At 32.0% G+C, this 20376-nt stretch carries 20 protein-coding genes; all 20 read left to right on the top strand.

All coding sequences use genetic code 11. From position 1 onward, the window contains the following. Position 1: 1 nt before the first annotated feature. The 20 genes from fliM to KH893_RS06145 all read left to right on the top strand — a co-directional run bounded on the left by fliM (position 2) and on the right by KH893_RS06145 (position 20310). Entirely contained in the window at positions 2–1039 is a 1038-nt protein-coding gene (gene fliM / locus KH893_RS06240) for a flagellar motor switch protein FliM (protein WP_281165290.1), read from the top strand. Further along, the gene (gene fliY, locus KH893_RS06235) at positions 1032–2270 is read left to right on the top strand and encodes a flagellar motor switch phosphatase FliY (RefSeq protein ID WP_281165289.1); all 1239 of its coding nucleotides are present in this window, start codon (positions 1032–1034) and stop codon (positions 2268–2270) included. Before fliM ends, fliY begins: the two co-directional genes overlap by 8 nt. Positions 2271–2515: 245 nt before the next feature. Beyond that, entirely contained in the window at positions 2516–2824 is a 309-nt protein-coding gene (gene flgM / locus KH893_RS06230; protein ID WP_281165288.1) for a flagellar biosynthesis anti-sigma factor FlgM, read from the top strand. Positions 2825–2827: 3 nt separating this feature from the next. Next, on the top strand, positions 2828–3187 hold the full coding sequence (locus tag KH893_RS06225; protein ID WP_281165287.1) for a hypothetical protein: 360 nt from the start codon (positions 2828–2830) through the stop codon (positions 3185–3187). Between the two features lie 20 nt (positions 3188–3207). After that, positions 3208–4725, top strand: a complete 1518-nt coding sequence (flgK, locus tag KH893_RS06220; protein ID WP_281165286.1) for a flagellar hook-associated protein FlgK — start codon at positions 3208–3210, stop codon at positions 4723–4725. 13 nt (positions 4726–4738) lie between these two features. Then, positions 4739–5686, top strand: a complete 948-nt coding sequence (flgL, locus tag KH893_RS06215) for a flagellar hook-associated protein FlgL (protein ID WP_281165285.1) — start codon at positions 4739–4741, stop codon at positions 5684–5686. A gap of 756 nt (positions 5687–6442) precedes the next feature. Then, a complete protein-coding gene (locus tag KH893_RS06210) occupies positions 6443–7276 on the top strand; it encodes a flagellin N-terminal helical domain-containing protein (protein ID WP_281165284.1) in 834 nt (277 codons plus the stop codon). A 22-nt stretch (positions 7277–7298) separates the two neighbouring features. After that, positions 7299–7403, top strand: coding sequence for a flagellin (locus tag KH893_RS06205; RefSeq protein ID WP_281165283.1), 105 nt, complete (start codon positions 7299–7301; stop codon positions 7401–7403). Between the two features lie 175 nt (positions 7404–7578). Continuing rightward, a complete protein-coding gene (locus KH893_RS06200; protein WP_281165282.1) occupies positions 7579–7716 on the top strand; it encodes a hypothetical protein in 138 nt (45 codons plus the stop codon). Between the two features lie 31 nt (positions 7717–7747). After that, positions 7748–7939: a flagellar protein FlaG gene (locus tag KH893_RS06195; RefSeq protein ID WP_281165281.1), complete on the top strand. Its 192-nt coding sequence runs from the start codon at positions 7748–7750 to the stop codon at positions 7937–7939. An 8-nt stretch (positions 7940–7947) separates the two neighbouring features. Next, a complete protein-coding gene (fliD, locus tag KH893_RS06190; protein WP_281165280.1) occupies positions 7948–9423 on the top strand; it encodes a flagellar filament capping protein FliD in 1476 nt (491 codons plus the stop codon). 28 nt (positions 9424–9451) lie between these two features. Beyond that, positions 9452–9799, top strand: coding sequence for a hypothetical protein (locus KH893_RS06185; RefSeq protein ID WP_281165279.1), 348 nt, complete (start codon positions 9452–9454; stop codon positions 9797–9799). A 13-nt stretch (positions 9800–9812) separates the two neighbouring features. Next, positions 9813–10187, top strand: coding sequence for a flagellar export chaperone FliS (gene fliS, locus KH893_RS06180; RefSeq protein WP_281165278.1), 375 nt, complete (start codon positions 9813–9815; stop codon positions 10185–10187). 36 nt (positions 10188–10223) lie between these two features. Then, positions 10224–12461: a glycosyltransferase gene (locus KH893_RS06175; protein ID WP_281165277.1), complete on the top strand. Its 2238-nt coding sequence runs from the start codon at positions 10224–10226 to the stop codon at positions 12459–12461. 88 nt (positions 12462–12549) lie between these two features. After that, on the top strand, positions 12550–13617 hold the full coding sequence (locus tag KH893_RS06170; protein ID WP_281165276.1) for a glycosyltransferase: 1068 nt from the start codon (positions 12550–12552) through the stop codon (positions 13615–13617). A gap of 153 nt (positions 13618–13770) precedes the next feature. Further along, entirely contained in the window at positions 13771–15240 is a 1470-nt protein-coding gene (locus tag KH893_RS06165; RefSeq protein WP_281165275.1) for a hypothetical protein, read from the top strand. A gap of 44 nt (positions 15241–15284) precedes the next feature. Further along, positions 15285–17243 carry an HAD-IA family hydrolase gene (locus tag KH893_RS06160; protein ID WP_281165274.1) on the top strand — a complete coding sequence of 653 codons (1959 nt, stop codon included), beginning with the start codon at positions 15285–15287 and terminating at the stop codon, positions 17241–17243. A 52-nt stretch (positions 17244–17295) separates the two neighbouring features. After that, a complete protein-coding gene (locus KH893_RS06155; RefSeq protein WP_281165273.1) occupies positions 17296–18033 on the top strand; it encodes an IspD/TarI family cytidylyltransferase in 738 nt (245 codons plus the stop codon). Then, the gene (locus tag KH893_RS06150; protein WP_281165272.1) at positions 18023–19084 is read left to right on the top strand and encodes an NAD-dependent epimerase/dehydratase family protein; all 1062 of its coding nucleotides are present in this window, start codon (positions 18023–18025) and stop codon (positions 19082–19084) included. The genes KH893_RS06155 and KH893_RS06150 overlap by 11 nt, the downstream gene beginning before the upstream one ends. 86 nt (positions 19085–19170) lie before the next feature. Continuing rightward, positions 19171–20310 carry a DUF5672 family protein gene (locus tag KH893_RS06145; protein ID WP_281165271.1) on the top strand — a complete coding sequence of 380 codons (1140 nt, stop codon included), beginning with the start codon at positions 19171–19173 and terminating at the stop codon, positions 20308–20310. Positions 20311–20376: the final 66 nt, after the last annotated feature.

Here is a 20376-nt window from a genome sequence, read left to right as displayed (position 1 = left end):
TATGGATCAAGTATTGTCCCAGCAAGAGATCGATAAATTGCTGAAGGCTATGAACAATGGTGAAATTGATCAAGAAGAAATTGAGGAACAGACCAATAACACTCCTAAAGTCAAGCCTTATGATTTTAGAAGGCCATCTAAGCTTTCTAAAGAATATGTCAATACATTGCATATGATTTTTGAAGATTTCTCTAAAATGGGAACTAATGTGTTGTCTAATTTATTAAGGGTAAATGTTACGTTTCATTTGGCATCAATCGAACAGATCAGCTTTGATGAATTCATTCACTCGATTCCGCGAATAACCTTAATCGGTTTATTTCATTCTAAATTAGCGGAAGATGATTCAGTAATGAAGGGAATTCAAATGGTTGAGATGAACCCACAATTATGTACTAAATTAGTTGAGTTATTGTGTGGCGGAAGCGAAAACTCGGTAAAAGAAAATCAAAATGGCGGAATAGAAGTCGATGAAAAGAAGTTTACTGATATTGAATTAGCGATTCTTAAGAGTGTACTGGAGGAATTAGGAAAAACTTTTCAAAACTCATGGAAAGATATTGTGGAAATTAAGACATTTTTGGATAATGTTGATGTTAACCCACAATTGCTTCAAAGCATGTCACCTAATGAACCGGTAATTTTAACTACTTTTTCACTAAGTATTGGTGATCTTAAGACATTTTTGAATATTTGTATTCCTTATGTTTTTTTTGAAGGTATTAGTGATAAGCTTAGTTTTAGGAACTGGTTCGATTCAAGTCAAAAATTAAGTGAAGATGATGAGCGCGCATTGCAACGTGGTTTAGATAATGTTTTGGTGAATTTAGAAGCAAGATTGGGGAACGCTAAAATGGAGGTATCCGATTTACTTCATCTTGAAGTTGGGGATGTAGTTAAGCTGAATTGTAAAACTGTCGACCCACTTCCTACTTATGTGAACGGTATGCCGTATTATTATGCCAAGCCTGGCAAAAAAGATGGTAATTTAGCAGTTGAGTTATTAGATAAGTTGGAAGGAGACGCGGAAAATGAGTGATAGTTTATCGCAAGAAGAAATAGACAAGCTAATGCATGCTGATGATCAGACTACATCTTCGCCAGAAAAAAAGACTAAAGAAAGTGGTGAAACCCCGGAATCTGAAAAATCAACAAAAAATGAAACTCAGTCTGAATCAGATCAAATTGATTTAAAAGATGAAAAGACAAAAAAAGATGTTATTGGTGAAGTTGGTAATATTTCAATGTCACAAGCGGCAACCACTTTATCTTCAATTTTAAATCATCGGGTAACAATTACAACTCCGCATGTTACTAAAGTCCATTTTAAAGATTTGATTTCAGAAATTACAACGCCCAAAGTTGCCATGACTGTTGCTTTTAAAGAAGGTCTTGGTGGGACGAATTTAATGTTACTGAAAGTTAAAGATGCAATAATAATTGCTGATTTAATGATGGGCGGCAAAGGTGAGCCCAAATCTGATCAATTTACAGAAATTGAATTGAGTGCTGTTTCGGAAGCTATGAATCAAATGATTGGTTCTGCTGCAACAGCAATGGCAACAATGATCAGTCGAAAAGTAGATATCCTGCCGCCAAAAGTTAATGTATGGAAAGAACCAGAGAATATTAAATATGACTATATTGAAGATAATCAAGAAATTTACAAAATCTCATTTTCCTTAGATGTTGAAGGCTTGATTCATAGTGAGATTATGCAAATCTTTACTGAAGATATGGTGGAAGATATCGTTAGTTCGATGGTAGCTGATAAAGCTGAGGTTGTCAAAAGGGATCAACCACAGGAGCAAAAAGAATCAGCTAAACAATCACCACAGTCAGCACAGGCGGTTCCAAATTCAACAACACAAAATAATAATTCAAACTCCAAAACTAATAAAGCAATTATTAAGGAGCAAGCAGCCGACACTTCGAAGCCGCAAGCAAATGTTAATATTAGTAAACCAGAATTTCAAACCTTGAAGGAGCAAAAAGCGGAAAAAGCTGATAATCTTGATTTAATCTTAGATGTTCCTTTGAATTTGAGTGTGGTGTTAGGTAGAACGGAAAAAACAGTTAGAGATATCCTATCTTTTAATTCAGGTTCAGTGGTAGAACTTGATCGGTTAACAGATGAGCCTTTAGATATACTGTTAAATGGAAAATTAATTGCTACCGGTGAAGTTGTTGTCATTAATGAGAACTTTGGTATTCGAATAACTAATATTGTTTCACAACGTCAGCGAATTGATCATATGGGCTATGAATAACTTTTCCGCAAAAAAGTTGAACAAAAGTGTTTAACTTTTTTTTTATTATCCGATTCATTATACTAGAGTAAAAATAGAATTAAATGGTGGTTTTAATTTTTTGAAAGCTAATTGGTATCAAAGTGACCAGGCCATTATACTTAGCTATTGGTTTTAATTAATGCTTACTTAATATTAACAAATGGTCATAGAATATAAAATAAGTTTTTTAATAATAAAGTTGTGCTGTGAAGGAGGGATTGAAAATGAAAATTGAGGGTGACTATGGAAATAGTTTAAATGTAAATTTAAACGAATTACGATCAAAACTGTCCCAATTAGCTGAGGAAGACTCTACAACAAATGGAGTGGATAGTGAATCAAGTAGTAGTGTTAGTAGCGTTAAGTTTTCTGATGCAGCAAAAAATATATTGGGTAGTGAAAAAAGTGACCAAGATATTGATACTGAAAAAGTTGATTCAATAAAGTCTGCAATCTCTTCAGGAGAATATAGTATTTCACCAGAAAAGATTGCTGATGGAATTTTAGGAGAAATTAAGATACAAGAGGCTTAGTTTATGAAAATTAATGAATTTGAAAAATTGCTTAAAAATTTTTATGAGTTATTGCTAAAAGAAAAAAATTGTTTGATTAATAATCAACCAGGAGAATTATTAAATATAGTAGATAAGAAAAAAGGATATTTAGAACCTTTTCAAAACTTTCATGACAAACCAACAGAAACTGTTAAAGTCTTAGTTGGTCAAATTCAGCGTCAGCAGCGAGAAAACTTATTATTAACTAAACAAGCAATAGGTTTTGAAGAAATGTTGCTAAAAGCTATTCGAAGTAATTTAAAAGGGTCACCTGTTTATTCACAAAGTTCACATCAGAAAATTACTGAGCAACAAACTTCATTAATTGATTGGCAAGCATAGAAAGAAGGGGGGATTGATTTATGAGTTTATTTGGGGCATTACAAGTTTCCAAAAGTGGTTTGAATGCAGATCAGGTTGCTTTGGAAACAACGGGAAACAATATATCGAATGTTAATACTGATGGTTATTCTCGTCAAGAAGTAGATATTGAAGAAAATTCAACAATTTATGAAGCAAGTATTAAAGGGAATTTAGGGACGGGTGTTGATGTCGATGGAGTCACAAGAACAGTAGACGATTATGTCCGTTCTCAAGAACGTGATGCAAATTCAAATTATCAGTATTATTCAACTAAATCTACTGAGCTGGGAGATCTAGAGGACATCCTTGATGAACCTTCAGATAATGGCTTAGTTACACAATTATCAACTTTGACGACTGCTTGGAATACTTTAGCTGAGGATACTGATTCAAGTACTGATAAAACTTCAGTTGTTGAAGATGCTAATACTTTAGCTGAAACGTTAAATCAAATGTCAGATGATATTTCTGATTTGCAAAGTAATATTACAGATAACGTTGTATCAGATGTAGCAAGTTTTAATAGTGACTTAAGCCAATTGCAAACGGTTAATAAAGAAATTTATACAATGGTAAACGATGGACAAACTCCCAATGATTTGCTTGATGAACGAGATTCTTTATTAAAAGATATGTCTGGGTATACAGATATTAGTACCACCTTTGACAGTTATGGAAGAGCCTCAGTATCAATTGATGGGCAGGATGTTCTAACTGCAGATTCTAAAAGTAGTTTAAGCGTTGTTACTGCTAGCAGCGATAGTGGATCGACTGTTGCAAAGAACGGGGATACTGATGATTCTGAGACTGTTAGTGATGATTATGATGTAAATACAATTTTATTAACAACAACTGACAGTGACGGAAATACTTCTTATAGCACACTGGATGTAACCTCTGGTTCAATAGGTGGGTTGAAGGATTCTAGCAGTGAAGTAACCACTCGTTTGCAAGAATTGAATAACTTCGCTGAAACTCTTGCTAAGACGGTTAATACAGTTTATACAAGTGGTGAAAGTAGTACATCTGGTTTCTTTGATTTAGGTGATGATGATAATTATGCTAAAAACATTGCTGTTGAATCTACATTGACTGATGATGCTGATAATTTGACAGCCGGTACGACCAGCAGCTCTGACGAAACTACAATTGCTTCAGCAATGGCTGATTTAGCTGATACGGATTTTGAATTTCCAGTTACTGATTCGGAATTAAGTTCTTTTAGTAGTTCAAGCTTAAGTTTTAGTTCAACAACCAGTAGCGGTGAGACTTATTCTGAGGCATTCAGTAATATTGTTACAAAGAATGCAACTTCTAAATCGGAAGCGGATGATTTATCGACTTCAACAGATTCGGTATTATCTGAACTTGAAACTCAAGATGAATCAGTTTCGGGTGTTTCGTTAACTGAAGAGTTTAGCAATTTAATTCAGTATCAAAGAGGCTATCAAGCAAATGCTAAGGTTTTAAACACGATCTCTGAAATGCTTGATACTTTGATTAATGATATAGAATAGGAGTGATGGATATATGAGGGTCGCAGACAGCACAGTTTATAATAGTTTTATTTCAGGCTATGAAGTGACTGACAGCAAACTTCAAAATACAATGGAGCAGCTTTCCAGTGGAAAGAAAGTTAATTCAGCTTCTGATGATCCAGCAGCAACATCAAAAATCATTAGCTTAAATACTGCAATTTCTCAAAATGATATGTATTCAACGACAATTAGTGATTCAATTTCATGGGATGAGTCACAAGATTCCGCTTTGAGTTCAATCAGCGATGTGATGCTTAATATTAGAACCTTGGTCGAAGAAGCTGCTAATAGTACTAATAATTCAACAGATTATTCAGCAATTAAAGATGAAGTTGAGCAAGATATTAAACAAGTTGTTTCAACTTTAAACACCAAATATAGCGGTAGTTATATTTTTGGTGGAGGTGATAACTCTACAGAACCGTTTGAGTTAGAAACGGACTCTGATGGTAATATTACCGGGTTGACTTATAATGGAGATTCAAAAAATTTAACAAGAGAAATTTCAAGTGGTACAACAGTTAGTTTATTTGCGGATGGTAGTGAATTTTTAACAGCTGATAGTAGTAGTTCATCTGATAGTTCGTCAACAGATAGTACATCTTCAACATTAGGAAGTTACTTTTCTGATTTAATTTCTGCACTAAACTCAGGGGATACAAGTTCATTAAGTGGTGACTTATTAACAGAAACGGACGACTATCGCAATAACTTTGTTAATATTAGAGCTAGTATTGGTTCATTAACAGATCGTTTGGAAACTGCCTCAGATCTTAACAGTACTAGAGAAACTAATCTAAAATCTGATTTATCTGATGTGCAAGATGTCGATGTTGCAGAGGCATATACTCAATTTTCAGAAGAAAAAGTCGCTTATCAAGCTGTTTTGGCAATGGGGACAAAAATTTTAGATACCAGTATTTTAGACTACATCGATTAAAATGCTTACAAGTATTAATCAAGTTTGATTTTTCTAAAGATTGAAAAATGAATTTTGTTTTGAAATTTTTTTCTCTTGAAAAGAGCGTTGCATTGAGTAAATTATCTAGCTTCAAATTGAATAGCTTGAGTAGTTAGTTTATCTGTTCTTTGGGACAGATTTTTTTGTAATAACACTTGTTGAGGTCAATTGTAGGGTGTAGAAAAGAGTTTTTTGAATTAGTGCTGTCAAGAGTGGGCTAAAATTCTTCGCAGCTCTTATCTTCACCAGTGCTGGCAATGGATTGCACTTGTTATTTTTAGTAGAGTTTTATTATATCAGCTCTACAGAATAGTTTATGCCAATACTTTTTTTATCAGCTAATTTTATTTAATTGATTATTTGTTTTTAAGATAGCAAATATGCTGATCATGTTCTAACTCAAGTGGGTTATTGTTTTAATATGTAGTAAAGAGTTTACAAATTTTAAAATAGCTCCAAGTGAATACAATATTTTGTCGTTCTTTTTTTCTGAATTTTTTGGAGTGTTTAAAGTTATTACAGAGTAATATGATAGCGGCAATTATGATTAGGGCTTTAGTGTTTAGCACAATATATTTTTTAAATCTTGAATTAAAGCCTTCTTTTCACCTTCAGTTAATGATCTAGAGGCTTATTTTTTTTAAAAATAACTATTAAATTAAATTAAATGAAACCGATATATATATTCAGAGGGGGACCTCAGAAATTGAATCTAATTAAATGGAGGAGTTTATTATGAGAATTAATACTAATGTATCTGCAATGACCACATTGCGTTACTTAAATGAAGCAACAGATGCTAAAAGTGATTCATTAACCAAGCTTTCATCTGGTTCAAGAATTAATAGTGCTTCTGATGATGCTGCTGGCTTGACTGTTTCCGAAGGGATGAAAGCACAAATTGGTGGTACAGAACAAGCTGAGAATAATGCTGAAGATGGTACATCTTTAGTTCAAACAGCTGAAGGCTCGATGAGTGAAACGCAAACGATTTTGGATCGGATGCGTACTTTGGCAGTTGAAAGTGCTAACGGAACTTTAACTACAACTGATCGTGATTCTATTGATGATGAGTTTTCAGAACTGACTGATGAAATTACACGTTTAGCTAATTCAACAACCTTTAACGGTATTAGCTTATTATCTGGTGGTTCAACTGGTACAACCTTTACTTTCCAAATTGGTGCTTACAGTACTTCAGAAAATCAAATTAGTGTTACTATTGCCGGAATGACTGCTGGTGCTTTGGGCTTGTCTTCTGTATCAATTACAACAGTAACTGCTGCTGAAGCTGCTATCTCAGCAATTGATAGTGCTTTGACACAAGTATCAAGTGCTCGTGCTACACTTGGTGCGGTTGAAAACCGTTTGAGTTATGCGACAAGTAACCTGGAAACTGAAGATGAAAATACTTCTGAGGCTAATTCCCGGATTCGTGATGTTGATATGGCTGAGGAAATGACAGAATATACGAAGCAGAATATTTTGGTACAAGCTTCAACAACGATGCTTTCCCAAGCTAATTCAATGCCAAGTACCGCTTTGACGTTATTACAAAGCCTTTCATAATTTAAGTTATGCGACGAGTGATTTGGAAGCTGAAGGTGAAAATACTTCTGAAGCTAATTCTCGGATTCGTAATGTCGATATGGCTGACGAATTGGCTGAATATACAAAGCAGAGTATTTTGGTATAAGCTTCAACAGCGATGTTTTAGCTAATTCAATGCCAAGTACCGTTTTGACGTTGTTGCAAAGCCTTTCATTGTTAGAATAGTTATTAAATTTTTAAGGAGTTGTTTATTTATTATAAACAGCTCTAATACATAAGCCGTTACTAACCATTTATTTTGCGAAAGAAGGTAGAATAAAATGGATGATAAACATATTACATCAGTTGAAGCTATTTCAGCTATTTTTGAACAACCAGATATGGATTTTACAAGTCAACTAAATACTTTCTTTAAAGGGAAGTTAAAAAAAAAAGTCTTTAGATCACTCCAAACATGATCAAGAAGAAAACGTATGGGATTTAGATGATTTGACAAATAAGATTTCAAAATTAAATCAGGAGTTGCATGTTAATAATATTTCAGCTAGATTTAAAATATACCAAAAGGACAATGGCATCTTTGTTCAAGTTATTGATTTAAAAAGCAATAGAACTATGGAAGAAATTTCTATTGCTGAGATTTCAAAACAGTCTGATAATTTAATTGATAAGGAAGGATAGTGATTAAAATGTCTAGTTTTACGTTGGATGGAATTAGTTCAACACTGGGAACTTATTCAGGTGTTACGGCTGGGACAATTGTTAAGTTGTTAACATCCAGTTCTCTTTATGTAAGGAGAGCCGATGCAGAGGATGAAATTTCTGAGATTGAAACCAAGGAGTCAGCTTGGAGTACAATTAACTCGGAATTATCTTCTTTTTTAGATGATTTAGAAACACTTCAGTCAGACGATACTTATTCGACTAAAACTGCTAGTTCATCTGATTCGAGTGTAGCAACAATTTCTGGAACAACCGATGCAGATGAGAACACTTATACGTTAAAAGTTGATCAATTAGCGACAGCTACGAAGATTACGGGATCATCAATTAGTGGCGTTAGCAGTAGTACATCTGAATTAGGTGTATCAGGAACGTTAACTTTAGCAAATTCAGATTCAGATTCAGAAAGTGCTAGTATTTCAATTAGTTCTACTGATACTTTGAAATCAATCGCAACTAAAATTAATGCTTTGACAGAAGATAGTACGGATTCAGACGGAAATACAACTGAAGGAACGCACATTAAAGCTTCAATTATTGATAGCCATTTGGTATTAACCAGTACAACTGATGGAGATAATACAATTACCTTATCTGGAGAAGACAGTGATGGAAATGAATTAGCTGATGATTTGGGCTTATCTTCTGATGCTGGAGCAACAACTAGTAGCGGGCAATCGGCTATATTTGAACTAGATGGATTAACAATTACACGAAACACAAACACAGTTGATGATGCTATTGAAGGGGTAACAATTACGTTGAACAGTACCAGTGATAGTGATGTAACCTTATCACTGACTAATGACACTTCAAATATTGTGACTGCTGTTGAAAACATGGTGTCTTCTTATAATACTCTAATGGATACAATTGATGATGATTTGGATGTTGGTGATCCAAGCTCATCTTCGAATACTACTGGCCCATTAGTTGGAGATACTCAATTGATGGTACTACAAAATACATTAAGTAGCTTGATAACAACTGCTAATAGTTCAAGTTCGATTAATGCGAATTCATTGGGCATAGGCTTCACGGATACTAGTGGGACTTTGAGTGTTGATACAGATGAATTAGAAGAAGCAATCTCAAACAATGCAACTGCTGTAAAAAACTTTTTCTATTCAGAAACGACAACTTCTGATGGTAATATTGTTCTCTCTTCTTCAGGATATACTACTAAATTATCTGATTTGGTCAATGAATATGTTTCAAGTGATTCAGTTTTAAGTTCAAGTGTAATAGATACAGTTGAAGAGACATATGAGAATCAAATTGATGACTTAAATGATGAAATTGATACGTTTAATGATCAATTAACAACATTAAAAGAACAGTATGTTGACAAATATACCGAACTTGATTCAGTTATTATGGAAGCTGAGGCGCAGCTAAGCGAATTTTCAAGTCTAAGCGATTCATTATCTTCGTCTTCATGAGTTTTATCATAATTAGGGGTCGATAGTTATGGAAAAAGTAAACAACGGGCAGTATGATCGAGTTAAAGAATTAAGCAAAATTTTGGCTTTATTACAGCAATGTGAAAAAAGACCCGAAGATGGTAAAAAAATTTTCTCAAATATTCAGTCTAAATTGGATTTTTTGAAACAAAATAATTTATTAGTTAATTTAGATAGTGAATGCCAAGAACTAGTAAAAAAAATAGTTTATCATTATAAAAAAATTTTACCGATGTTAAGACAGAATAGAAAGGCCCTTAAAAAAGAATTATTAGAATTGACTTATTCACAAGATGCGATTCGAACATACTTAAATCATCAAGGATATCATCATTTAATTAATTTAAAATTTTAAGGGAGGAAAAGTAATGGGATATCGTGAAGTAAGCAATGATTACTTAAGAACTCAAGTAATGAGTGCTTCGCCAATTAAATTGATTGTTATGCTTTATGAAGGGGCTATTAAAAGTATGAAAATAGCCAAACTGGCTATTGAGCAAAAGGATGTCCCTCGAGCGCATCGTTACTTGCAAAGTGCTAAAAAAATTGTTAATGAATTGAAAAATTCAGTTGATACAAGCGTTGAAGGGGATATTCCAGAACATTTGATAAGTTTGTATGAGTATTGTAGCAATCAACTAGCTGTTGCAAACTTAACTAAAGATACCAAGCCAGTGGATACTGTAATTCATATTATGACAGAATTACTAAGTTCTTGGGAAAAAATAGCTAAACAGGATTAATTAAAAATGATTAATAGTAATTTAAGGGGTAGTTAAATGGTTAATAGTAAAGAAAACAATGCTGTCTTAAAGTTTATCAAAGAAAATCAGCGTCCGTTTAGCTGTACCTTGACAATATCATTATTAGTTTCTAACAGCATCAAGACAATTCAAAACTGTCTTGATTCTTTGGTACCATTACTTAATCAGGTTTCAAGTGAATTAATAGTAGTTGATACAGTTGGTGAAGAAAAAAGCGATGGCTCATTAGCAATTGCAAAAAAATATGCTGATCGAGTTATTCATTATAAATGGAATGATGATTTTGCCGCTGCAAGGAATGTTGGATTAAAAGCTGCTAAGGGCGAATGGTTTTTATTTATTGACGATGATGAGTGGTTTGAAGATGTTTCGGAATTAGTTGCTTTTTTTAAAGAACCTGCAGCTATGAAACACTATTGTGCTTTGGCATTTAACAAGCATAATTACTTCAGTGTGGGTAGTGATTCATATAATGATATTATGGTCACTCAATGTACGCGATTATTCAAGAGTACAAAGTTCAGACATCCAATTCATGAGAATTTACATCCTATTGTATCGCCGATTAAGCATGTTAATTGTTACGTTCATCATTATGGTTATGCAGGAGAAAGAATCAATAGAAAGCTTGATCGTAATAAGCCGTTGATGATTGAGGATTTAAATCAAGAACCAACTAACATGCATTTATGGGCACAATTAATTACAAGTTATGATCCCTCAATTGACCAGGAACGAGAAATAATATTAAAAGATATCAAAAAAGCTATTGTTGAGTTCCAACGTTTTAAATTGAAGGGGCCAGAGAACTTTAGTAATTTTGTGGTTGTTTTTTGTTGGAAATTAGTCTGTTTATCAGTTGAAAAAAAATGGAGTGCTATCATTCACCAATGCCAGCAATTTGTTGATATGTATGGAAAAAGGCTTTCAAGTTTTCAATGGTGTGCGATAGATTATTATTTATTTAATGCTTTGATTAATAGTCCTAGAATTGTGCAGTCAAGGAAAATTCTTTGGGATGTTCTAGAGGATTACTTGAACAAGCTGGAACTTTTGGAGAAGACAAGCCAAAGTGGTGTCGATGAATATACACCATTTTTAAGTGATAAAGTAAGTTATAAATGTTTTTATAAATTCTTCAATGATTTATTGCAAGATGCTAAAGTTAATAAGGATTGGTTAAGAATAAGAGGATTTATTCGTAAATTACCATTAAAATATGCTGAAAAAGAGTACAATCATATTTTACCTGTAATTATAGAATCAGTTCTGGCTGGTGACCAACAACAGATAGAAATGCAATATTTATATAATCTGGCCTTTTCAAAGGATGGTCTTATAAAAAAGCAAAATGTAGTTTTTGCTGAAACTATGCTAAAACTTAAGCACGATCCAGAAAAAAGAGTTAAATTAGAAAAGTTATTAGCGAAGCTGCAGGGTAATAGTAGTTATTTAGAAATTCAAAGAGCTATTTTTTATAATTATGATAAGAAAGAATTGCAAGGCTTAATAAGACGCTTATCAAAGAACCATCTAATAAATGATCAAATTGATGGAGAAGAACTTTTTCCGTTACTGATTGAAAAGGGAGTTAGTCCAGATTATTTTGTAAAAAAGCTATCATATAATAGGTGGAATCAAGTAATTCAGACAGTTGCTGAAAAATTAGTTTTTGATCGGGGAGAGTTACTTAATTTTATTTCGAAAGTAAGACAAACATGGGTAGAATGTATCTCGCGTCAAATGCTGATTGTTTTATTGCGTAGAATGTATTTGTTTAGCAATTTTTCGACAATTACAGAAATTCATAAGCAATTGCCTATATATATAGCAGAAACAATTGATTTAGGGAAGAAAATATATAGTGCAGAATTGTTTGAAGATCAAGATAAAATTTCTTTGTTGCCAACAGAGTTTAAATTTGCTTTGAAGATGAAAATGGCTTTACAGTATTTATCTGAAGGTAATCAGAAATTGTATTTAAAGAGCTTGAGAATGGCTCTTGGGGATTTACCAACGTCTAAATTTATGATCAGTAAGTTAAAGTGGGAATTTATTAATAAAAGGACGAAGGTAGATAAAGTAGATCAAAAATTTGAGTTGCTTGGGAAACAAGTAAAACAGCAAATTCTCTCCATGCTGTTAAAAGGTGAGAATGAATCAGCATTACCTTTGATTAAGCAGTTAAAAGAATTAATGCCGACAGATCCTGAAACTGAAAATTTATATAAAGAAATAATGAAACGGATTTAAAGTTCTTCTTGTTATTTCGACACTGAGGCTGTAACAAAGCAGGAGTTTTGTGTCAGCCTTTTAATTAATTTTTAGGGGGAAATTCGTTTTGAAATTGGGACTATCAATTTGCATAATTACTAAAAATGAATCTGCAAACTTAGCAAAATGCTTAGCATCGGTCGGCGCTCTAGCGAATGAAATTGTTGTTGTTGATACGGGTTCAACAGATCAAACATTGAAAGTTTGTCAAAAATATACCAGTCGAATATTCGCTTATAGTTGGAGTAATAATTTTTCAGCAGCTCGAAATTTTGCTCTTACTAAAACGACCAACGACATTGTCTTAATGATTGACAGTGATGAAGTGCTAAAGGATTATGATTTAAAAACGTTGAGAGAGTCTATTGAAAATCTTGGTCAATCAATTGGTCGTCTAACGCGAAAAAACTATACAAACTGGAATTCAAAAAGTGCCCAGATAAAAGCAGAGAAAATAAGTAGAGTTTTTTCAAAAAAATATTACAGGTATATTGGCCGAGTTCATGAACAATTAGTTAGAAATGATAGCTCGACAAAAAAAATTAATTACATTGATTTACCGATTGTTTTGGAACATTTTGGCTATCAGCAAAGAACTAATTTAAATTTAAAAGCAAAAAGAAATTTAGAACTTTTAAAGCTTGATTTAGCAGATCATCCTGATGATCCATATATTCTTTACCAAATTGGAAAATGTTTTAATTTCTTACAACGGGATGATTTGGTAGTTTGTTATTTAAAAAAAGCTTTAGCCGTCGAAAAGAATCCTTTTAAGAGTTATGTTTATGATTGCGTTGAAACTTTAGGATATGCTTTCAATAGAACTCATCAATCTGAATTGGGAATTAGATTGCTGCAGCAGTATTCAATTTATCAAGGAGTTGCGGATTATTGGTTTTTACTGGGAATTTTACAGATGAATGCGGCACTATTTGAACAGGCAGTGGCTTCATTTTTACGGGCTACAAAATGTAAACATTTTAACACCTTAGGAATTAATAATTATTTATCTTATTATAACATTGGAGTTATTTATGAAGTTCTGGGAGAAAAACATAAGTCACTGGAATTTTATCAAAAGTGTGGAGATTATGCTCTGGCTAAAGAAGGTTTAAAAAGAATCAATGCTAATTAAAAAATGGGTTTGATAGCTTTGAAATGAATAGTCCCTAAAGTTAGTGGTTTATTTTAAGTTTATTGATGTCGTGATTAGTCCTAATTTGTAATATGTGTGTTGTTTAATGTAGAAAATGAGCAAAGTAATTTATAACATGAGGGAAGAATACAAATGATTTTTTTTAAGAAAAAGAAAAAAATTCTAGAGTTAGTAGATGCTACTCAAGAGATGGTCGGGCTCTTAGATCAAGAGCTTGATTTGAATAAAGCGCTGGCTAATTGTATGAAAGCAATTGAGGTAGTTGAGGATAACTTGGAGGGCGAACTGCCTGCATCAGCTAGATCAAACCTAGATGACTTGCAAGTTATCCATGATGCTTTGCAACTGGTTTATCAAAAAGAGATTTCATTAAATTCAGATTTGATTCATAAATTACAAAATATGCTCGTTTCTGTTCAAAAAAATTTAAATCGAGCAATTCCAGTAAAATTGAACATTGCTTTTATGCCATATAAAGTAACTATGTGGGACAGTTTAGCTTCAATTTATGAGGCTGCTAAAAAGGATCCAGCTTGCGTTGCTAAAGTAATCCCAATTCCATACTATCAGTTGGCCAAGAATCGAGCAACTCCAACTTATGAAGGGAAGCTTTTCCCTAAAGATGTTCCAGTAACCTCTTATCAAGATTACAATTTGGCTAAGGAAGAGCCAGATATTATTTTTATTCATAATGCTTATGATCAATTTAATACGATTACGCGTGTCGATGAACGCTTCTTTACTTCAAATTTAAAAAAATATACTGATATGTTGGTGTATGTACCTTATCATATTACTAACTTTATTAGACTTAATAATAATAAACAGTATATTGCTTACTCAATATCAACTATGGCAAACATTGACAAAATTGTACTTGCAGGTCAATTTGTTAAAGACGCAGCAATTAAATATGGAGTACCTGAAGAAAAAATAATAGTAGCCGGTTCTCCTAAAATGGATGCAGTTTATCAATTTGCAAAAAGAGCAAAAACGATCCCTGAAAAATGGAGCGATCAATTACAAAATAAGTTTGTTTTTGGATTAGATATTAATTGTATGGATTTAATAAATAATCCATTTGGAGAATTTGCTTTGATTGAACAAGTTTTTGATGCGGCACGGATGCTACCAAATTGTGCAGTTATTTGGCGACCGCATCCTTTAACTAGGACGGCGATTGTCCATTATATTCCACAGATGTTAACGAAATATGACAGCCTAGTGGCAGAAATTAAAGAACATTCAGTAAGATATCCAAATATAGTTTTCGATGATGGTTCGGAATATTTAACTTTTTTTAATGCTACAGATGCATTTATTTCAAATCCTGGGTCGTTGATGACTTTATATACGATTACTGAGAAGCCAATGATTATGTCTACTGGATCCTTTGGTAACGAAAATTTACTACCTGAAAAAGCCTTTTATTATTTTTATGATACAGAGTATCCTTGGTATCGGATTGCTGAAGGCCTTGTGAAGGGAAAGGATCCAAGACAAGAATTTCGTAAAAATTTAGCGGAAAAATTATATACAAATACAAGAGGCGATAGTGGTCTTACAATTTTGAAGATCATCAAATCTGCTATAACACAATGATATTTCACTTACAAAACATGGCAATATTAGGGAGAGTTTGATAGATGAGAAAGCTAAACATCTTTTTAGATAATTTAGGTCGATATGATTTCGATAAACTAAAAAAGAAAGCTGAAAACTTCGACGTTATTTCTTTCGATGTTTTTGATACCTTGATTAAAAGAGATGTACCAAGACCAAAAGATGTTTTTAAGATTATTGAAAAAAATTATAAAGTGACAAATTTTTATGAAAATAGGGTTGAAGCTGAAAGGACCGCTAGAAGAAAGCTTAATTTAAAAAAAGATGTTACTTTAAATGATATTTATAAATTTTTCTCTGATAATGCTGTGGATATTGAATATTTAAAAAAACTAGAAATTAAGACTGAATTGAAGGTTTGTAAAAAAAATCTTGCAATATTTGATTTTTATAATTATTGCAAAAAAAATAAAAAAGTAATTATAATTTCTGATATGTACTTGCCTAGGAAGATTATTAATGAAATTTTGATAGAAAATGGATTTACGGGATTTAAAATGCTCTTTGTTTCTAATGAGGTTGATCGAATTAAATCGGACGGTTCTTTATTTGAATATGCGATGAAAAAAATCAAGGCTAAAAAAATTTTACATATTGGGAATTCATTTAAAGCAGACTATAAACCGTCATTGAATTCAAAAAATATTAGATCTTTCAAGGTTCCTACTAATTTTTTTAGAACTTCTTCCAAAAACAGATACTTTTTATATCAAGAACGAGTTAAACAAGAAGAAGCAGATTTTTTAACAGCATTTATAAATAATCATATAAAACTGGATGATTATTACTACAGTGTTGGTTTTAAAGCTTTAGGTCCAATTTTGTGCGGCTTTACAAGGTGGTTGCATGATGAATTTCAAAAAGAAAATTTCTATAATATTCTTTTTGAAACCCGAGACAGTCAAATTATAGAGGACTGTTACAAAATATTATATCCAAATGATAAAAATATAAGTAAATTTTCAAAGTTTACAGTTTCTAGAAGGTCAATTTTAGTTCCAGCATACTATTTATTGAAAATGAATTATGAAGAAATTATAAACTCTTTGCCAGTCCCTAGAACGACTACAATGATAGCAATCTTTGATGGATTAGGTTTAAATGTTGACAATTATGAGCAGCAATTAAAAAAATACGGATTTAAAAAAGCTGAAAAAATAAATAAATTGAGAGATCAATTTTCAAAAAATAAAAATTTTCAAAAACTTTTTGCAGAAATATATCAGGACATAATTGAGAACTCAAAAAAAGAGTTTAAGGGATTGTTCGAATATTTAAGTAAGTATGATTTTTCGAAAAAGACAATTCTAATAGACCTGGGCTGGAAAGGAACCACTCAAAAGTATCTTTATGAAATTTTAAATAAACTAGATATTGAAAGTAATCTAGAGGGAAGATATCTGGGACTGGCTAAAGCTTCAAAAGAAAATTTGAATGGTCAGAATGCTAAAAGTTATTTATTTGATAATTTTAATAGCAGAAATGAAAGAGAACTTGAATTACCATTTATTGGTTTATTGGAAACCTTTTTTTTAGAGAGAACAGGATCCGTGAAAAATTATTCCGTAGTGGATGGAAAGGTGATTGTTAATAAATATAAATACGAGTATGAGGAAAGTAGCAATGATATTGGGCAGATTCAACAAGGTGCTTTAGACTTTGCACAACAGATTCAATCAAGTGAGTTGTTTAATTATTTGGATTTTTCTAAAGAAGTAGTTTTTGAAAATATGTTTAATTTGGGATGCAATCCGACGCTTAATGACATAACTAAGTTTGAAAAATTTAAATTTCTCTCCAGTGGGGAAAACGTAAGTCTTATAAATAAAAATAGTGGAATTTTAAATAGGAATAAAATATATGATGATTTTGGTATTTCTCAATGGAAAATCGGATTTTTGAAAAGTTTGTTCAGATTAAATTTAAATTATATTAAATTATATGAGCATTTTAATAATAAGCAAGGCATAAGCAGTTGGTAAAACCTTATTTTTCAATAAAATTATTGAGTAATATTTTAGGAGTATGATGGCAATGAATATCGCTGTTATTTTTGCTGGTGGAGTTGGCAAAAGAATGCATAGTAAGGATATACCTAAACAATTCTTGAAAATACATGAAAAACCAATTATAATTCATACCCTTGAATTATTTGAAGATAGTTCGGAAATTGATGCTATCATAATTTCGTGTGTCGGCAATTGGATAGGTTATTTGAACGATTTAATCATAAAATACAATCTAAGAAAGATTCAAAAAGTTGTCAAAGGGGGACGAACTACCCAAGAGTCTATATATAATGGTTTGCATGCAGCTGAGTGTATAAGTAATGGTGATGAAGACATTGTACTAATTCACGATGGTGTACGACCATTAATTAATAAAGAAACGATCCATAATAATATTGTTTCTGTAAAAGCACATGGATCGGCAATTACTTCAACAAAAGTTAAAGAAACGGTTCTAATAGTCGATGATAATGAGGCAATTAAGGGCGTTCCTAATAGAGCATATTCACGGTTAGCTCGAGCTCCGCAAAGCTTTTATCTAAAGGATATTCTTGCAGTTCATCAAAAGGCCATTCAACAACAAAAGCTTGATTTTATAGATTGTTGTTCCATGATGCAGTATTATGGGAAAAAATTATTTTTAGTTGATGGACCACAGGAAAATTTAAAAATTACTACTCCAGATGATTTTTATATGATGCGTGCATTGCTGGATGCTAAAGAGAATGCACAAATTTATGGAATAGAGGATTATGATGAGTGATATTTTAAAAAAGGATATGGAAACTTTTGCGAATAGTGCTTTTCCTTTTGAAAGCTTCTGTGGTAAAAAATTTTTGATTACTGGTGCTACAGGACTGATTGGATCATTAATTGTCAAAACTTTGCTTTTCTTGAATGAGAAAAAAAGTCTTAATATCAGTATTTGGGCAAATGTCAGAAATATTAATAAAGCGATCAAACTATACGAGCCTTATTTGAAAGACACTGCACTGCATTTTTGTGTAGCTAATTTGGGTAAAGATAAGTTAGTTTGCGATGATAAAATTGATTTTATTATTCATGCGGCTTCAGTGACTGCTTCAAAAGTTATGGTTACGGATCCAGTTGGTACAGTAAAGACATCAGTTATCGGTACCAAGGATGTTTTAACTTTTGCGGTTCAAAATAAAGTTAAGTCAGTTGTATATATTTCTTCCATGGAGGTTTACGGGGAAGTTGCTGGAAAAGAAAGAGTATCCGAAGAAAATCTAGGTTATATAGATTTAACTAATCCGCGATCTTGTTATCCTGAAGGGAAGAGAATGTGTGAAATGCTTTGTACGGCATTTCACACCCAATATGGTTTAAACGTTACCTCAGCTAGACTTGCACAAACATTTGGTGCGGGAATTTTACCAACGGAAAATAGAGTTTTTGCTCAGTTTGCTAAAAGTGTAGTGAATGGTGATGATATTGTACTTCATACAACAGGAAAATCTGAAGGCAACTATGTTTATACAATGGATGCAGTAGGAGCAATATTGCTTTTATTGTTAAAGGGTATTCCAGGTCAAGCATACAATATATCAAATCCTAAAAGCCATACCACGATAAAAGAAATGGCTAAATTAGTGGCTGTTAGGTTCTCAAAGGGGAAAAGTCAGGTAGTTATTGATATACCTAAGGAATCTAACTTGGGATATGCACCAGAAACAAAGTTATGGTTAGATATTTCTAAAATTAAAAAACTAGGTTGGTATCCGACAGTAGGATTGGAAGAGTCTTATAAAAGAATGATTATTTGGTTGATTGAGCAAAAAACTAACATGTAATTTAAATTTTGCAGGCTAATAGTGATCTTCGAATTGAATAGAACATGACTGAAGTATTTGAATAATTAGGTAAGGTGAAAATCAATATGAAAAAATGTGTTGTGGGGATACCAATTTATAAGGCTAGTTTAAATGCTTTAGAAAGAATTTCATTACGAAGAATCAGCCAATGTTTTAGGAATGAAGATATTGTGTTTATTGTTCCTAAAAATTTGAATTTTGATTTTTCTGATGAGCTTTTAGATTATCAAGTGTTTCGTTATCCAAATAAATTTTTTAAAAATCGTAAAAGTTATAGTCAATTACTATTGTCCACTACCTTCTATGAATCTTTTAAAGATTATGAATTTTTACTGATTTGTCAATTAGACGTCTTTGTATTTTCAAATCGTTTAAATGAGTTTTGTGATTTGAATTACGATTATATTGGAGCACCGGCCTATTTTCCTTTTGGAGCAAATGTCGGAAATGGAGGATTTTCACTTCGAAAAATAAAAAGTTGCATTAGAATGTTAAAAATGAGAGATAAAATATATTTGAACAATTTATGGCAGATAGATTTAGAGTTATTAGAAGATCAGTTTTTCTCTTACTGTGGAATTAGACCGGAATTAGGTTTTAAAGTACCAGATGTTAAACTGGCAGAAAGTTTTGCAATAGATGCCTATTTTGATGATGGACATTATAATACAGAAAAAGAAGTTCCATTTGCTATACATAAGTTTAATTTTGTTTCTTCTTTATGGAAGAAAAAAATTTGTGATATTGGTTTTAAATTGCCTAAAAATACCATAAATGAAATTCAAGCTTTTAAAAAAGGAGTTGAACAAGTAAAAAATGGATATTGGGAGTACAAATTGTATCAATCTCCAAATTTATTAAAATTAAAGAAAGTATTTGATAGTATATTCCCTTTTAAAGTTATATCAATATGGGGATTTGGAACTAACGGGAATCGTTGTCAAAACTTGCTTAAATTAGTGAATATAAGAATAATATGTATATATGATAATGCCTTTACATATACCAGATTTGTGAACGGAATACTGTACACGAATCTTTATCAAACAGGTTTGAAAAAAAACATTCCGATTTTAATTTCAACATCAAATTTTGAGGATGAAATTTCTGATAAATTGATGGCTTTAGGTTTGAAAAAAAATAAGGACTTTTTTTTATTTAGTGAAATTGAAAAGGAAATTCTTAAAGCTTATTTTGATTACTAATATAGTTAGATAAGTTTGCTTGCATCAATTGACTAAAACAATTGGTGGCTAACAAGGATGCTAATT

The organism is Liquorilactobacillus sicerae, from assembly GCF_029916425.1.
Classification (GTDB): domain Bacteria; phylum Bacillota; class Bacilli; order Lactobacillales; family Lactobacillaceae; genus Liquorilactobacillus; species Liquorilactobacillus sicerae.
The sequence above is the reverse complement of the archived record's forward strand: the minus strand, read 5'-3'. Positions and strand labels throughout refer to the sequence as shown.

What these genes read in the sequence shown, in the direction of transcription:
- fliM (WP_281165290.1), top strand. Translation starts at nt 2, where the DNA reads ATGGATCAAGTATTGTCCCAGCAAGAGATCGATAAATTGCTGAAGGCT.
- KH893_RS06225 (WP_281165287.1), top strand. Translation starts at nt 2,828, where the DNA reads ATGAAAATTAATGAATTTGAAAAATTGCTTAAAAATTTTTATGAGTTA.
- fliD (WP_281165280.1), top strand. Translation starts at nt 7,948, where the DNA reads ATGTCTAGTTTTACGTTGGATGGAATTAGTTCAACACTGGGAACTTAT.
- KH893_RS06155 (WP_281165273.1), top strand. Translation starts at nt 17,296, where the DNA reads ATGAATATCGCTGTTATTTTTGCTGGTGGAGTTGGCAAAAGAATGCAT.
- flgM (WP_281165288.1), top strand. Translation starts at nt 2,516, where the DNA reads ATGAAAATTGAGGGTGACTATGGAAATAGTTTAAATGTAAATTTAAAC.
- KH893_RS06175 (WP_281165277.1), top strand. Translation starts at nt 10,224, where the DNA reads ATGGTTAATAGTAAAGAAAACAATGCTGTCTTAAAGTTTATCAAAGAA.
- KH893_RS06150 (WP_281165272.1), top strand. Translation starts at nt 18,023, where the DNA reads ATGATGAGTGATATTTTAAAAAAGGATATGGAAACTTTTGCGAATAGT.
- fliS (WP_281165278.1), top strand. Translation starts at nt 9,813, where the DNA reads ATGGGATATCGTGAAGTAAGCAATGATTACTTAAGAACTCAAGTAATG.
- flgL (WP_281165285.1), top strand. Translation starts at nt 4,739, where the DNA reads ATGAGGGTCGCAGACAGCACAGTTTATAATAGTTTTATTTCAGGCTAT.
- flgK (WP_281165286.1), top strand. Translation starts at nt 3,208, where the DNA reads ATGAGTTTATTTGGGGCATTACAAGTTTCCAAAAGTGGTTTGAATGCA.
- KH893_RS06165 (WP_281165275.1), top strand. Translation starts at nt 13,771, where the DNA reads ATGATTTTTTTTAAGAAAAAGAAAAAAATTCTAGAGTTAGTAGATGCT.
- KH893_RS06210 (WP_281165284.1), top strand. Translation starts at nt 6,443, where the DNA reads ATGAGAATTAATACTAATGTATCTGCAATGACCACATTGCGTTACTTA.
- KH893_RS06185 (WP_281165279.1), top strand. Translation starts at nt 9,452, where the DNA reads ATGGAAAAAGTAAACAACGGGCAGTATGATCGAGTTAAAGAATTAAGC.
- fliY (WP_281165289.1), top strand. Translation starts at nt 1,032, where the DNA reads ATGAGTGATAGTTTATCGCAAGAAGAAATAGACAAGCTAATGCATGCT.
- KH893_RS06145 (WP_281165271.1), top strand. Translation starts at nt 19,171, where the DNA reads ATGAAAAAATGTGTTGTGGGGATACCAATTTATAAGGCTAGTTTAAAT.
- KH893_RS06160 (WP_281165274.1), top strand. Translation starts at nt 15,285, where the DNA reads ATGAGAAAGCTAAACATCTTTTTAGATAATTTAGGTCGATATGATTTC.
- KH893_RS06200 (WP_281165282.1), top strand. Translation starts at nt 7,579, where the DNA reads ATGGATGATAAACATATTACATCAGTTGAAGCTATTTCAGCTATTTTT.